The sequence below is a fragment of the Oceanibacterium hippocampi genome (assembly GCF_900172325.1).
In the GTDB taxonomy this organism is placed as follows: domain Bacteria; phylum Pseudomonadota; class Alphaproteobacteria; order Sneathiellales; family Sneathiellaceae; genus Oceanibacterium; species Oceanibacterium hippocampi.
On record NZ_FWFR01000001.1, the window covers coordinates 1,624,015 to 1,636,402 of the forward strand.

The 12,388-nt window shown below is 67.5% G+C and carries 14 protein-coding genes; 6 read left to right on the top strand and 8 right to left on the bottom strand.

Going from position 1 to position 12,388, the window contains the following annotated elements:
• Positions 1-21: 21 nt before the first annotated feature.
• Positions 22-807: a 2-oxo-tetronate isomerase gene (otnI, locus tag OCH7691_RS07645; protein WP_085882748.1), complete on the bottom strand. Its 786-nt coding sequence runs from the start codon at positions 805-807 to the stop codon at positions 22-24.
• Between the two features lie 159 nt (positions 808-966).
• Between otnI and OCH7691_RS07650 the strand changes: the two genes are divergently transcribed.
• Genes OCH7691_RS07650 through OCH7691_RS07665 form a run of 4 tightly spaced genes read left to right on the top strand, consistent with a single transcriptional unit; the run spans position 967 to position 4,575 of the window.
• On the top strand, positions 967-2,112 hold the full coding sequence (locus OCH7691_RS07650; protein ID WP_176244959.1) for an MlaE family lipid ABC transporter permease subunit: 1,146 nt from the start codon (positions 967-969) through the stop codon (positions 2,110-2,112).
• Between the two features lie 4 nt (positions 2,113-2,116).
• Positions 2,117-2,905, top strand: coding sequence for an ABC transporter ATP-binding protein (locus OCH7691_RS07655; RefSeq protein ID WP_085882750.1), 789 nt, complete (start codon positions 2,117-2,119; stop codon positions 2,903-2,905).
• Positions 2,906-2,908: 3 nt separating this feature from the next.
• The gene (locus OCH7691_RS07660) at positions 2,909-3,916 is read left to right on the top strand and encodes an MlaD family protein (protein WP_085882751.1); all 1,008 of its coding nucleotides are present in this window, start codon (positions 2,909-2,911) and stop codon (positions 3,914-3,916) included.
• A 17-nt stretch (positions 3,917-3,933) separates the two neighbouring features.
• Entirely contained in the window at positions 3,934-4,575 is a 642-nt protein-coding gene (locus OCH7691_RS07665) for an ABC-type transport auxiliary lipoprotein family protein (protein WP_085883559.1), read from the top strand.
• Between the two features lie 19 nt (positions 4,576-4,594).
• Here the strand turns inward: OCH7691_RS07665 and OCH7691_RS07670 are convergent, their stop codons facing one another.
• The 6 genes from OCH7691_RS07670 to OCH7691_RS07695 all read right to left on the bottom strand — a co-directional run bounded on the left by OCH7691_RS07670 (position 4,595) and on the right by OCH7691_RS07695 (position 10,255).
• Entirely contained in the window at positions 4,595-5,269 is a 675-nt protein-coding gene (locus OCH7691_RS07670; protein WP_085882752.1) for a glutathione S-transferase, read from the bottom strand.
• A gap of 108 nt (positions 5,270-5,377) precedes the next feature.
• Positions 5,378-5,878 carry a xanthine phosphoribosyltransferase gene (gpt, locus tag OCH7691_RS07675; protein WP_085882753.1) on the bottom strand — a complete coding sequence of 167 codons (501 nt, stop codon included), beginning with the start codon at positions 5,876-5,878 and terminating at the stop codon, positions 5,378-5,380.
• Positions 5,879-5,908: 30 nt separating this feature from the next.
• The gene (locus tag OCH7691_RS07680; RefSeq protein ID WP_176244960.1) at positions 5,909-6,376 is read right to left on the bottom strand and encodes an acyl-CoA thioesterase; all 468 of its coding nucleotides are present in this window, start codon (positions 6,374-6,376) and stop codon (positions 5,909-5,911) included.
• A 10-nt stretch (positions 6,377-6,386) separates the two neighbouring features.
• Positions 6,387-7,805, bottom strand: coding sequence for a benzoyl-CoA 2,3-epoxidase subunit BoxB (boxB, locus tag OCH7691_RS07685; protein ID WP_085882755.1), 1,419 nt, complete (start codon positions 7,803-7,805; stop codon positions 6,387-6,389).
• Between the two features lie 3 nt (positions 7,806-7,808).
• Complete coding sequence (gene boxC / locus OCH7691_RS07690) at positions 7,809-9,458, bottom strand: 2,3-epoxybenzoyl-CoA dihydrolase (protein ID WP_217807851.1); 1,650 nt, start codon at positions 9,456-9,458, stop codon at positions 7,809-7,811.
• A gap of 140 nt (positions 9,459-9,598) precedes the next feature.
• Positions 9,599-10,255, bottom strand: coding sequence for a hypothetical protein (locus OCH7691_RS07695; protein WP_085882757.1), 657 nt, complete (start codon positions 10,253-10,255; stop codon positions 9,599-9,601).
• A gap of 153 nt (positions 10,256-10,408) precedes the next feature.
• On the opposite strand from OCH7691_RS07695, the gene OCH7691_RS07700 reads away from it, so the two are divergent.
• Complete coding sequence (locus tag OCH7691_RS07700; RefSeq protein ID WP_085882758.1) at positions 10,409-10,795, top strand: PilZ domain-containing protein; 387 nt, start codon at positions 10,409-10,411, stop codon at positions 10,793-10,795.
• 24 nt (positions 10,796-10,819) lie between these two features.
• Here the strand turns inward: OCH7691_RS07700 and OCH7691_RS07705 are convergent, their stop codons facing one another.
• Positions 10,820-11,767, bottom strand: a complete 948-nt coding sequence (locus tag OCH7691_RS07705; protein WP_085882759.1) for a helix-turn-helix transcriptional regulator — start codon at positions 11,765-11,767, stop codon at positions 10,820-10,822.
• Positions 11,768-11,854: 87 nt separating this feature from the next.
• Here OCH7691_RS07705 and OCH7691_RS07710 point away from each other — a divergent pair, with 87 nt between their 5' ends.
• Complete coding sequence (locus tag OCH7691_RS07710) at positions 11,855-12,337, top strand: flavodoxin domain-containing protein (RefSeq protein ID WP_176244961.1); 483 nt, start codon at positions 11,855-11,857, stop codon at positions 12,335-12,337.
• The last annotated feature ends 51 nt before the right edge of the window (positions 12,338-12,388 follow it).

The window sequence follows — 12,388 nt, forward strand, 5'->3', positions numbered from 1 at the left end:
CCGCCGGTCCGGTGGCAGGCCTCAGCGGCCGATCCCGTATTCCCGCGCCCAGGCGAGTCCCTCGGCCGTGCCGGCGAGCGGGCGGTATTCGCAGCCGATCCAGCCGTCATAGCCGATCTCGTCGAGCAGGCCGAACAGGTAGGAATAGTTGATCTCGCCGGCCGACGGCTCGTTTCGGCCGGGCGGATTGGCGACCTGCACATGGCCGATGGCGTCGATATGGCGGCGCAAGGTGGTCGCCAGGTCGCCCTCGGTGACCTGGGCGTGATAGATGTCGAACTGCAGTTTCAGGTTCGCGGCGCCGACTTCCGCGATGACCCGGAGCGCCTGGGCGGTGTCGCGCAGGAAGAAACCCGGGATGTCGCGCTGGTTGATCGGCTCGATCAGCAGCATGATGCCCTCGGCGGCGAACGCCTTCGCCGCGTGGGCGAGGTTGTCGACGTAGGTCGCGTGCGCGCGGTCCGGGTCGACGCCTTCCGGCGCGACACCGGCTAGCGCATGGACGCGACGGCAGCCGAGCGCGCCGGCATATTCGATGATCTGCCCGACGTCGGCGTGGAATTCCGCCTCGCGCCCGGGCAGGCAGGCGATGCCGCGCTCGCCCTTGCCCCAGTCGCCGGCCGGCATGTTGATCAGCGCCTGTTCGAGCCCGGCGGCCTTGAGCGGCCCGGCAACCTCGGCCGGCGAGAGGCCGTCCGGGAACATGTATTCGACGGCCTTGAAGCCGGCCGCCGCGGCGGCGGCGAAACGGTCGGCAAAGTCGCGTTCGGTGAACAGGAAGCTGAGATTGGCGGCGAAGCGGGGCATGTCGGGTTTTCCGTGCGGACGATCCTGCGGGTCTGGCCGATATCCTCGGGCGCGCCTCCCCTCCGGTCAAGGCGCTCGCTTGCCGGGGCGGCCGGGCCGTGACATGCTACGTCATTGGTATGAATGCTGGATCGAGGGAACATTGCGGCGGATGAGGGCGTGAGCCGCGAGAACGTCAGTCCGGCGGGCTGGATCGAATGGCGCGACGGTGCCGCGGGCGGTTCCGTCGTTCTCGGCGGGCCGTGGACGATCCGCCAGGCCGGCGCGATCGAGCGTCTGCTCGACCGCTTCACGCCGCCCGTCGCCGAGCGCGTCGAGGTCGACCTGACGGCGCTCGAGGCACTCGATACCGCCGGCGCGTGGCTGGTCTACCGGACCTGCAAACGGCTCGGTGCGGACGGCCGTGAGGTCGTCGTCACCGGCGCGCGCGAGGAGCATGACATCCTGCTCCGCGAGGTTGCCGGCAACGACAATCCCTGCGAGATCGAGCCGCCCACGGAGAATGTCGTCGTCCGCCTGCTGGCCGAGGTCGGCCGGGAGACCGTGCGCCTCGGCCACGAGACCCGCAATCTGCTGGGCTTCTTTGGGATCGTGATGAGCACGGTCGGGCGCGCGCTCGTCAACCCGCGCCGGCTCCGCTTCACCTCGCTGGTCTACCACATGGAGCAGAGCGGCCTGAACGCGCTGCCGATCATCGGGCTGATCTCCTTCCTGATCGGCGTCGTGCTGGCCTACCAGGGGGCGACCCAGCTCCGGCGTTTCGGCGCCGATGTCTTCGTCGTCGATCTGATCGGCGTCTCGATCCTGCGCGAGATCGGCATCCTGCTCACCGCCATCGTCATTGCCGGCCGCTCCGGCAGCGCCTTCACCGCGCAGATCGGCGCCATGAAGGTGAACGAGGAGGTCGACGCCATGCGCACCCTCGGCCTCGACCCGGTCGAGGTGCTGGTCGTGCCGCGCGTGCTGGCGCTGATGATCACCCTGCCGCTGCTCGGCTTCTTCGCCGACATCATGGGGCTGATGGGCGGGGCGCTGATGGCCTGGGCCTCGCTCGACATCCAGCCGAGCCTCTACCTGGAGCGGCTGCAGCAGTCGGTCACCTTCTGGACCTTCTGGACCGGCATGATCAAGGCGCCGTTCTTCGCCGCGACGATCGCCATGATCGGCTGTTTCGAGGGCTTCCAGGTGTCGGGCAGCGCCGAGAGCGTCGGCCGGCTGACGACCCGGGCGGTGGTCGAGGCGATCTTCCTGGTCATCATCATCGACGCCGGCTTCTCGATCTTCTTCGCCGTGGTCGGGGTCTAGGGCGGTGTCGGAGGAACCGATCATCGCCATCAGGGGGCTGCGCACCCAGTTCGGTAGCCAGGTCATCCACGACAACCTGGACCTGGAAGTCCGGCGCGGCGAGGTGATCGGCATCGTCGGCGGCTCGGGCACCGGCAAGTCGGTGCTGTTGCGCACGATCATCGGCCTGATCCGCCCGAAAGCGGGCGAGATCCGGGTCTTCGGCGAGAATCTCGCGGCCATGGAAGCGACGGAGCGGCGCCGCTTCGAGCAGCGCTGGGGCGTGCTGTTCCAGGACGGGGCGCTGTTCTCCTCGTTGACCGTGGCGCAGAATATCGAGGTCCCGCTGAAGGAGCATCTGAAGCTGCCGCCGGCGCTGTCCGACCAGCTTGCCGCGCTCAAGATATCGATGGTCGGCCTGGCCGCGAACGCGGGCCCGAAATACCCGTCCGAGCTGTCCGGCGGGATGCGCAAGCGGGCCGGCCTGGCGCGCGCGCTCGCGATGGATCCGGAGATCGTCTTCCTCGACGAGCCGACCGCCGGCCTCGACCCGATCGGCGCCGCCGCCTTCGACGAACTGATCCGCCGCCTTCAGCAGACACTCGGGCTCACGGTCTTCATGGTGACCCACGACCTCGACAGCCTGCACGCGATTTGCGACCGTATCGCCGTGCTCGCGGAAAAGAAGGTACTGGTCGTCGGCGACATGGCGGAGATGCTGCGGCAGGATCATCCTTGGATCCGGGAATATTTCCATGGGCCCAGGGCCCGTGCCGCGCTCGGCGAAGCCGGGCGGGCGGAAGGAGACGACTGAGACATGGAAACCAAGGCCAGTCACGTCCTGATCGGCGGCTTCGTGCTGTTGTTCGTCGCCGGTATCTTCGGCTTCACGCTGTGGGCGGCGAAGATCGAGATCGACCAGGAATTCGTCTATTACGACATTCCCCTGACCGGCTCGGTGAACGGCCTCAAGATCGGTTCCGACGTTCGCTACCGGGGCATCACCATCGGTTCGGTCCAGGACATCCAGATCGACCCGGACGACCCGTCCCGTGTCCTCGTGCTGGCCGAACTGCGCTCCGATTTCCCGATCCGCGAGGGCGACGCGGCGACCTTGCAGATGCAGGGCATCACCGGGGTCGCGGTCATCAACATCGACGGCGCAAGGGCCGGAAATCCGCCGATCGAGCCGCCCTCCGGGAAGAAGCGGGCGGTCATTCCGTCGAAGCCGTCGCAGCTCGAACGCCTGTTCCAGTCGGCGCCCGACCTGATCTCCGGCGGCGTCGAGCTGGTCGACCGGGTCTCGCAACTGGTCGACGAGAACAACCGCCAGGCGATCACCGAGATCATCGTCAATATCCGCGATCTGACCGGCGCCGTCTCCGAGCGGCGCGAGCAGATCGGCAATATCCTCGACCAGTTCGAGGCGAGCGGCGCCGACGTCTCCGAGACCCTCGCCAACCTGCGCGAGGCATCCGGCAAGGTGAGCACCATCATCGATCAGCTCGACGAGACCCTGGTGCTTGCCCGCGGCGCGATCACCGGTGTCGACGGGGTGGTCCGGAACGATGCCGCCAAGGCGCTGGGCGAGTTCCGCGCGACCATGGTCGGCGCGCAGAAGACGCTCGCCACCTTCGATGCGATGCTCGCCGAGAACCGCGAACCGATCCACGACTTCACCAGCGACGGGCTCAGCGAATTCACCCGCTTCGTCGAGGAAGCGCGCCAGCTTGTCGCCTCGCTCGAACGGGTCAGCGAACGGATCGAGAGCGATCCGGCGCGCTTCCTGTTCGGCACCCAGGAATCCGAATTCCGGGCGGAATGAGAATGATGATGGGACGCATGACCGCACAAATCGCCACGATCGCCGGCAGGTCCGCCCTGGTGGGCCTGCTTCTGCTGCTCGGCGGCTGCGCCGGCAGCCTGCTGCCGGGCTCCGGGCCGGCGCCGAACCTCTACACCCTGACGCCGAAATCGACCTTCCGCGACGATCTGCCGAAGGTCGACTGGCAGCTCGTGGTCGAGGAGCCGCTGGCCGCCGGCGGCCTCGACAACGTGAAGATCGCGCTGCGCCCGAACCAGACCGAGTTCAAGTATTTCGCCGACGCCCGCTGGACCGACCGGGCGCCGCGCATGATCCAGATGCTGATAGTCGAGAGCTTCGAGAATTCCGGGCGCATCGTCGCCGTCGGCCGGCAGTCGGTCGGGCTCCGCTCCGACTACAATCTCCGCTCGGACCTGCGCGAGTTCCAGGCGGAATATTTCGACGACGACAATCCGGTCATCCGGGTCCGGCTGAACGTCAAGATGATCCGCCAGCCGCGCCAGGAGATCATTGCCTCCGAAACCTTCGAAGGCTCCGTCCGCTCCGAGGGCCGCGACATGCAGTCGATCGTGCTCGCGTTCGACGACGCGCTCGGCACGGTGTTGCGCCGGGTCGTGGAATGGGGCCTGCTGACGCCGGGCAAAGTCGCCCCGCGCTGACTGACCGCGCCGCGGGCGCTCAGCCGCCGAGCAGTGCGTAATGGCCGCCGCGCTCGATCGCGCGCCGGTAGCATTCCCGGGCATGGATGGACTCGAGAAAGGCCATGAGATGTGGGCGGTCCGTATCGAGCCCGCCCCGTGCCCGGGCCGCCTCGATCGGGAAGCTCATCATGATGTCGGCAGCGGTGAAATCGCCGCCGGCGAACCACCGGCGCTCGGCCAGTTCCGCCTCCATGAAGTCGAGATGGAGGGCGATCTGCGGCGCGACATAGCCGGAAATCGCCTTGCCGGCGATCATCCGGGCGACCGGCCGCAGGAAGAAGGGCATCGCGGATCCGGACATCCGGTCGAACACGAGCTTCATCAGGAGCGGCGGCATCGCCGAGCCCTCGGCGTAATGCAGCCAGTAGCGGTAGCGGAGATGCTCGTCGGTACCCGGCGCCGGGGCCAGCCGGCCGTTGTCGTAACTCTCGATCAGGTAATCGATGACGGCACCCGTCTCGGCGACCACGGTGGCGCCGTCGACGATCACCGGCGACTTGCCGAGCGGATGAATGGCGCGCAGCGCGGAGGGTGCCTGCATGGTCGCCGGGTCCCGGTCGTAGCGCTTGATCTCGTAGTCGAGGCCGAGCTCTTCCAGCAGCCAGAGAATGCGCTGGGAGCGGGAGTTGTTCAGGTGGTGGACGACGATCATCGGGCTCGCTCCGGTTCCGGCGGGGCGGAGAACTCGGATGCCCCTTGTCCTTCATTCGCAACGAGGATGCGACCGGATCAGTTTCGCCGCAACCGGCGATCGCCCGGCTCAGGCGAAATGGCCCCCGTCGACGATCGGCTTCACGAACTGCGGCGCCTGGTCCCAGGGGAACAGGATCCAGGTATCCTGGCTGACCTCGGTGACGAAGGTGTCGACATTGGGCCGCCCGGCGGGTTTCGCGAACACGGTGGCGAAATGCGCCTTGGGCAGCATCCCGCGCACCACCTGCGCGGTCGTCCCGGTATCGACCAAGTCGTCGACGATCAGCCAGCCGGTGCCGTCGCCGGCGAGCGCCGTGGCGTCCTTCAGCACGGTCGGGTCGGCGGTCGTGCGGTCGTTCTTGTAGGTCAGCACGCAGGCGGTATCGATCATCCGGATGTCGAGTTCGCGGGCGACGATCGCCGCCGGCACCAGGCCGCCGCGGGTGATCGCGACCAGACCCTCGAACGGGCCGGCGGCGTTGAGACGCCAGGCCAGTGCCCTGGCGCTACGGTGCAGTTCGTCCCAGGATACCGGGAATAGCTTGTCGTATGGCGCTGCCTCGGCCATGGCTGATCCGTCCTTGCCTGTCTTCTGGTGTCACGTCTCGTCGCAGGTCTTTTTATAGGCTTCCATCGCCTGGCGGAAGTCATCGGGAATGCGCGCCGCGCCGAACGGCTCGACATGCACCATGCAGGGCGTGAGCTCGGCCCGGAAGGCGAGTTCGCCGGCGGCGTTCAGGCCGCTGATGTCGAGCGTGTAGGAGGCGCCGCCGATCCGCGCCAGCAGGACCCGCAGGTCGAACAGGTCGCCGGCGGCGAGCGGGCGCTTGAACTCGAGGGTCGTGCCGACCATCGGCGAGCCCATGTTGCGCTTCCGGCGGATGCCGTCCCAGTGCTCGCCGGTGACCGCGTGGAACCAGGCTTCCGCCGTCTCGACCGCGAAATCGAGGAAGCGCGGCGTGTAGACGATCCCGGCCGGGTCGCAATCGCCCCAGTGCACGGTGCGGCGGATCGTGAAAGGCACCCGCGAGATGACCTCGCGGGTGCCGTGCATGGCTGTCGTCACGAATGCGCTCTCAGTGATGCTTGACGTACTGGAATTCGACGGGCTGGGCATTGATACCGCGCCGGGGCGGCGCGATCCAGTTGGCAAACTTGCCCGGCTCCATGACCGGATGCATCAGCGAGGCGACATAGGCCCGGTCGGTATCGGTCGGCAGCCACTTCGCCTCGTTCGCGGCCCATTCGGCATCGTCGACGATGCGGCCGTCCGGGCTCACCTTCAGACCGGCGAAGGCGCCGATCTGGCGGTGGAAGGCACGGTGCGGCAGCTTCAGCTCGAAATCGATGCCGGCATTGCGGATGACCCGGTTCCAGCGGTCGATGCCACGCTGGCAGTCGGTCACGTAATCGTCGCGAAGGCGCTCGTTCAGCGCCGTCAGGGCGGGCTCCTCCGACATGCCGAAGCGCTTGCCGTCGCGCAGCCCGGTAACCCCGTAATGGGCGTCCTTCAGGCGATGGTCGTCGTCGATCTTCTCTTCCGCGAACCGGCCCTTGAGGCCCATCGTGTAGTAGTTCGCGGCATTGGTCGAGATTTCCGAGCCGAACAGGTCGATCGAGACCGAGAAATGGAAGTTCAGCCATTTCTGCAGCAGTGCCAGGCTGATCCCGCCATGCGGCGCCAGATCGTCCGTGTCGTGTTCCTTCATCAGCTCGCAGGCGCGCTCGATGACCCGGCCGACACCGGTCTCGCCGACGAACATGTGATGGGCTTCCTCGGTCAGCATGAAGCGGCAGGTCCGCGACAGCGGGTCGAAGCCCGATTCGCCGAGCGTGGCGAGCTGGTACTTGCCGTCCCGGTCGGTGAAGAAGGTGAACATGAAGAAGGACAGCCAGTCCGGCGTATCCTCGTTGAAGGCGCCGAGGATACGCGGGTGGTCGGCGTCGCCGGAGCGCCGCTCGAGCAGCGATTCGGCTTCCTCGCGGCCGTCTCGGCCGAAATAGGCGTGCAGCAGGTAGACCATCGCCCAGAGATGGCGACCTTCCTCGACGTTGACCTGGAACAGGTTGCGGAGGTCGTAGAGCGACGGGCAGGTCATGCCGAGCAGGCGCTGCTGTTCGACGCTGGCCGGCTCGGTGTCGCCCTGGGTGACGATCAGGCGGCGGAGCACGCTGCGGTACTCGCCCGGCACCTCTTGCCAGGCGGCTTCGCCCTTGTGGTCGCCGAAGGAGATCTTGCGATCCTCGACCGGTTCGGCCAGGAAGATCCCCCAGCGATATTCCGGCATGCGGACATAGCCGAAATTGGCCCAGCCGTTGGAATCGACGGAAATCGCCGTGCGCAGATAGACGTCATCGCCCTGGAAGCCTTCCGGCCCCATGTCCTTCCACCAGTCGAGGAAGCGTGGCTGCCAGGCCTCGAGCGCGCGCTGCAGCCGCCGGTCGCCGGAGATGTCGACGTTGTTCGGGATGCTCTCCAGATAGTCGATCGCCATGGCTCAGACCCTCCTCTTGTCGTAGTCGCTGCGCCGCCCGGTGCCGTAGAGGCGGAGCGCGCCGTTCTCGCCGACCGCGTTCGGGCGCTGGAAGATCCAGTTCTGCCACGCGGTCAGGCGACCGAATATCTTGGTTTCCATGGTTTCCGGGCCGCCGAAGCGCAAGCTGGCCTCCATCCCGGTCAGGGCGTCCGGCGAGAAGGCGCTCCGTTCCTCGACGGCAAGGCGGATCTCGTCGTCCCAGTCGATGTCGTCGGGCGCGAAGGTGACGAGGCCGAGTTCCTCCGCCTCCGCCGCCTCGATGTCGCGGCCGATCTTGTCCTTCAGGCCCTCGACCGCGGCAGTGTCGTGCAGGCTGCGGGCGGCGAGGCGGGTCAGCCCGTTCGACATCGGGTAGGGGCCGAAATTGGCGGCGGTGAGACGGATCGTCGCCGGCGGCCGGTTGTCGCCCTCGAACTGTCCGTCGAGCATGTAGGAGCGGTCGGCGGCGAGCGCGAGTTCGAGCAGCGTGCCGACGAAGCAGCTGCCCGGCTCGATCATCGCGAACAGCGAGCGCGACGAGAGGTCCAGCCGCTTCAGCGTGCGTTTCAGGAAAAGCGAGATCTCGCGGACCAGCCAGTCGCCGGCGTTGCCGGCAAGCGCCGCGTCGGCCGCCTCGACCCGGGCCGGATCGCCCTCGGCGCGGAGCAGCCAAGTGCCGATCTCGTCCTCGTTCAGGCGAAGATGCAGCATCAGGTCGTCGAACTCGCGGGCGAACTGCAGCGGCCAGAAGGCCGCCCCGGCGGCATGGATCGCGGGCGCCGTCGCCGGGACATCGGCGGTCGGGCCGTGGATCGTGATTGCCGCGGACCGCGTCGCCCGGTCGATGGCGCAGGTGACCGTCTCGTAGCGGATCTCGTCGCCGTCGATGGTCCGCGTCAGTGGCGTGAGCGCGATCCCCTTCGCGTCGGCCGGCCGGTCCGAGCGCTCGGCGATCTCGCGGGCGCGGGCGGTGACCGTCTCCTCCCAGCGCGAGCGTGGCACGGTCTCGTCGACAAGCCGCCATTCGATCGCCCGCTTGCCGCGAACGCCCTCCTCCAGCGTGCAGAACACGTCGGCGCGGTCGCGGCGGACATGGCGCTTGTCGGTGAGCCGGGTCAGGCCGCCGGTGCCGGGCAGCACGGCGAGCAGCGGCAGTTCGGGCAGCGAGACCGTCGACGAGCCGTCGTCGATCAGGACCAGGTGATCGGCGGTCAGCGCCAGTTCGTAGCCGCCGCCGGCGCAGGCGCCGTTGATCGCGGCCATGTAATGCTGGCCGGAATTCTCGCAGGCATCCTCGATCGACAGTCGGGTCTCGTTGGTGAACTTGCAGAAATTGACCTTGTGACCGTGGCTGGAGCCGGCCAGCATGCGGATGTTGGCGCCGGCGCAGAAGACCTTCTCCTTGCCCGAGGTGATGACCACGGTGCGTACTTCCGGATGCTCGAAGCGGAGCCGCTGGACGGCGTCGTAAAGTTCGATATCGACCCCGAGATCGTAGGAATTGAGCTTCAGCTCGTAATCGTCGCGGAGCCCGCCATCCTCGGAAACGTCCATCGTCAGGGTCGCGACGGGGCCGTCGAAGGCCAGTTTCCAGTGGCGGTAGCGGTCGGGCGCGGTCTGGAAGTCGATCATCGTTCGTTCGTTCCGTTCCTGCGAAGGGCCAGAGTCATAGGAACTATAATGCATATTTCCGTTCCGACAAGCAATATTCTGCTGGATTGACGGGGCAGGCAAGCGTTCAGGCGATCATTCTGACCAGGGAGCGAGACCGATCAGCGTCGGGCGGCGATCGGCCAGGCGGGCCGCTGCAACAGGTAGAATCGGTCGAGCGGCGAGGCGTCGGTAATCACGTAACGGAAGGTCGCCGCCTCGCCGACGGCGACCCGGCCGCTGTCGAAGCGAACCAGGTCGGCCGGTTCGGTCACCTCGTGGGAGCGTTGGAATCGGTCCGATTCGAAGGGTCTCGGCCCGGTCTTCGGCTGGTCGAAGGACAGCCCGTCGCCGTAGCTCGACGGTTCCGCCAGGTCCTCGCGCAGTTCATGTTCGTAGCTTGCCCATTCGCGGCCCGAGCGGTTGATGACGACCTTGACAAGGTGAAAGCCGGCGAAGGTGATCGAGGAAAAGCGGTTGGGACGCAGCTGCGAGCGGCTGGCGAGGCCGCGGATCACGAGGGCGATCTCGCCAAGGGTGGTCATCTCCTCGACCAGGACGAAGGGATCCTCCAGGCTGCCGATGCCCGAGAGCGAGAGAATGCGGAAGCCGCCGAGTTCGTCGGAGAACGTCAGGCCGTCCCTGGTGACCGGCTCGGCGCTGGCCGGGGCCGCCGGAAGCGGCAGCGCGCAAGACACGGCGAGGGCGGCGGCCAGCGTGATGGCGCGCCGTTTTCTGCGTGATATCGGCCTGTTCGCGGGCGCCGGGTCGGGGGCCATGGTCCAACCTTTCCGCCTGTCAGGATAGGCGTCGGGCCGACCGCCAACAAGCGTTCGCGAGCGGGGTCCGGCCGGTGCGTCCGGCGCGACCCCGTTAAGGAATTGTCAACCTTTCGGCGTCAGACTCCGGCCGGGAAGCTGAAGGGGGCCTCGATGAACGATGAGGTGACGGTTCGTGGGGCGGAATTGTCGGACGTCGACGCCGCCGCGGCTGCGCGTGCCGAGGCCGAAGAGCGCGAATGGCGTGATCGCCGGGCCTATGCGCGCAGCAGCGTGCTGTGGCCTGCGACACTGGTTTACGGCGGCCAGTCGCGGGATTGCGTTGTCCATAACCTGTCCGCCAACGGCGCCAAGATCCAGACGGACGACAGCGACGAACTGCCCAAGAACATGACCCTGCGGCTGCCGCGATTCGGCGACTTCGCCGCCCGCCTTGCCTGGCGTCGCGGCGTCTCGGCCGGCCTCCAGTTCCTTGACGATCCGAAGATGATTGCCGACCTGCTGGCGCCGACGCTGCCGCTCCGCCGGCTCGACAAGTAGGCGGGCTGCCGTCCGACCGCCGCTTCAGGCGGCCCGCGGCGCGGCGATGAGCGCGACGATCGCCCGCTGCAGCGCGTCCAGCGTATCCTCGAGGCCGCGGCCGGAGGTGTCGAAGGTCAGGCTGGCCTTCCCGTAAAGCTCTTCCCGGCTCGCCAGGATCTGCCGCAGGTCTTCCATCGCCTCGCTGCTGCCGGCCATCGGCCGGTAGTCGCCCTGGGCGATCACCCGCTCCATGTGGTCTTCCGGGCGCGCCTTCAGCCAGACCGTCAGGCAGCTTGCCAGCAGGCGTTCGTAGGTTGCCGGCTCGGCGACGATGCCGCCGCCCGTGGCGATCACCGCTTCCGGGTGGTCGTCGAGCACGCGGTCGAGGCTGCGCCGCTCGGCCCGGCGGTAGCCGGACTGTCCGGACAGCGAAAAGATCTCGCCGACCGCCATTCCGGCATCGGCCTCGATGGCCTGGGCAAGCTCGATGAAGGGCACGTCGAGGCGCTCGGCGAGGCGCGCGCCGAGTGTCGACTTGCCGGCGCCGCGCAGGCCGATCAGCGCGATTCGCCGGCCGCGCAACTCGCGGCTGCCGAACCGGCTGCCGAGCAGGGCCTGGGCCTCGGTCAGCTCCTCCGGGCTCAGGCGCCCGAGGATCTGCTGGATCAGGGCGAGCTCGGCCGGCGGTTCCGGCGCCTCCCGCACCAGGGTCTCCAGCGCGAGGTTCATCGCCTGCGCGACCTGCCGCAGCAGTCCGATCGAGATATTGCCCTGGCCGCCCTCGAGCTGCGCCAGGTAGCGTTCCGAGACGCCGGATTCATGGGCCAGGATCTTGCGCGTCATGCCGCGCCGCGCGCGCGCCGTCCGCACCCGCTCGCCAAGCTGGGCGAGAAAGGCCGCATGCTGCTCGGCAGGCGGGCAGGGGCGGCAGCCCCGGGCCCGCGCCGGGCGCGCGTCGGGATTGCAGGGGCGATCGGGGCTATCACTCATGAAAATGCATTATAATGCTTGATTTCATAAATGAGAAGGCTTTATGCAATATATTGCTATTCAGAATATTCCCCGACGGCGGAGGCGATGGTGGCGAAGCATGTGACGATCCTGGTGGGCACGATGACTGGCACCGCGGAAATCGTGGCCGAGGAAATCAAGGCGATGCTCGACGCGGAAACCGCGATCGGCTCCGAGATTCACCCGATGGATTCGCTCGATGCCGGGATCCTTGCGGCGGGCGGGGATTTCCTGATCGTCACCTCCACCTACGGCCAGGGCGACGTGCCGGACAACGCGCGCGGCTTCTTCGAGGACGTGGCGCGCACGCGGCCCGATCTTGAACAAGTCCGCTTCGCCGTGGCCGGGCTTGGCGACAGCACCTACCAGGATACCTTCAATCACGCCGGGGAGAAATTCGAGGTGCTGCTTACCGGGCTCGGCGCGACCCGGGTTGCCGGGCGCCTGAAGCATGACGCGAGCGGCGACACGCTGGCCGAGGATGCGGCGGTCGAATGGGCCCGGGACGCGGTCGCCAGTTTCGAGGAGGCCCGCGCCGAGGCTGCCTGATGCGAGCATCGGCGCGACCGAAGGAAGACGAACAACGGTAAACGAGAAACG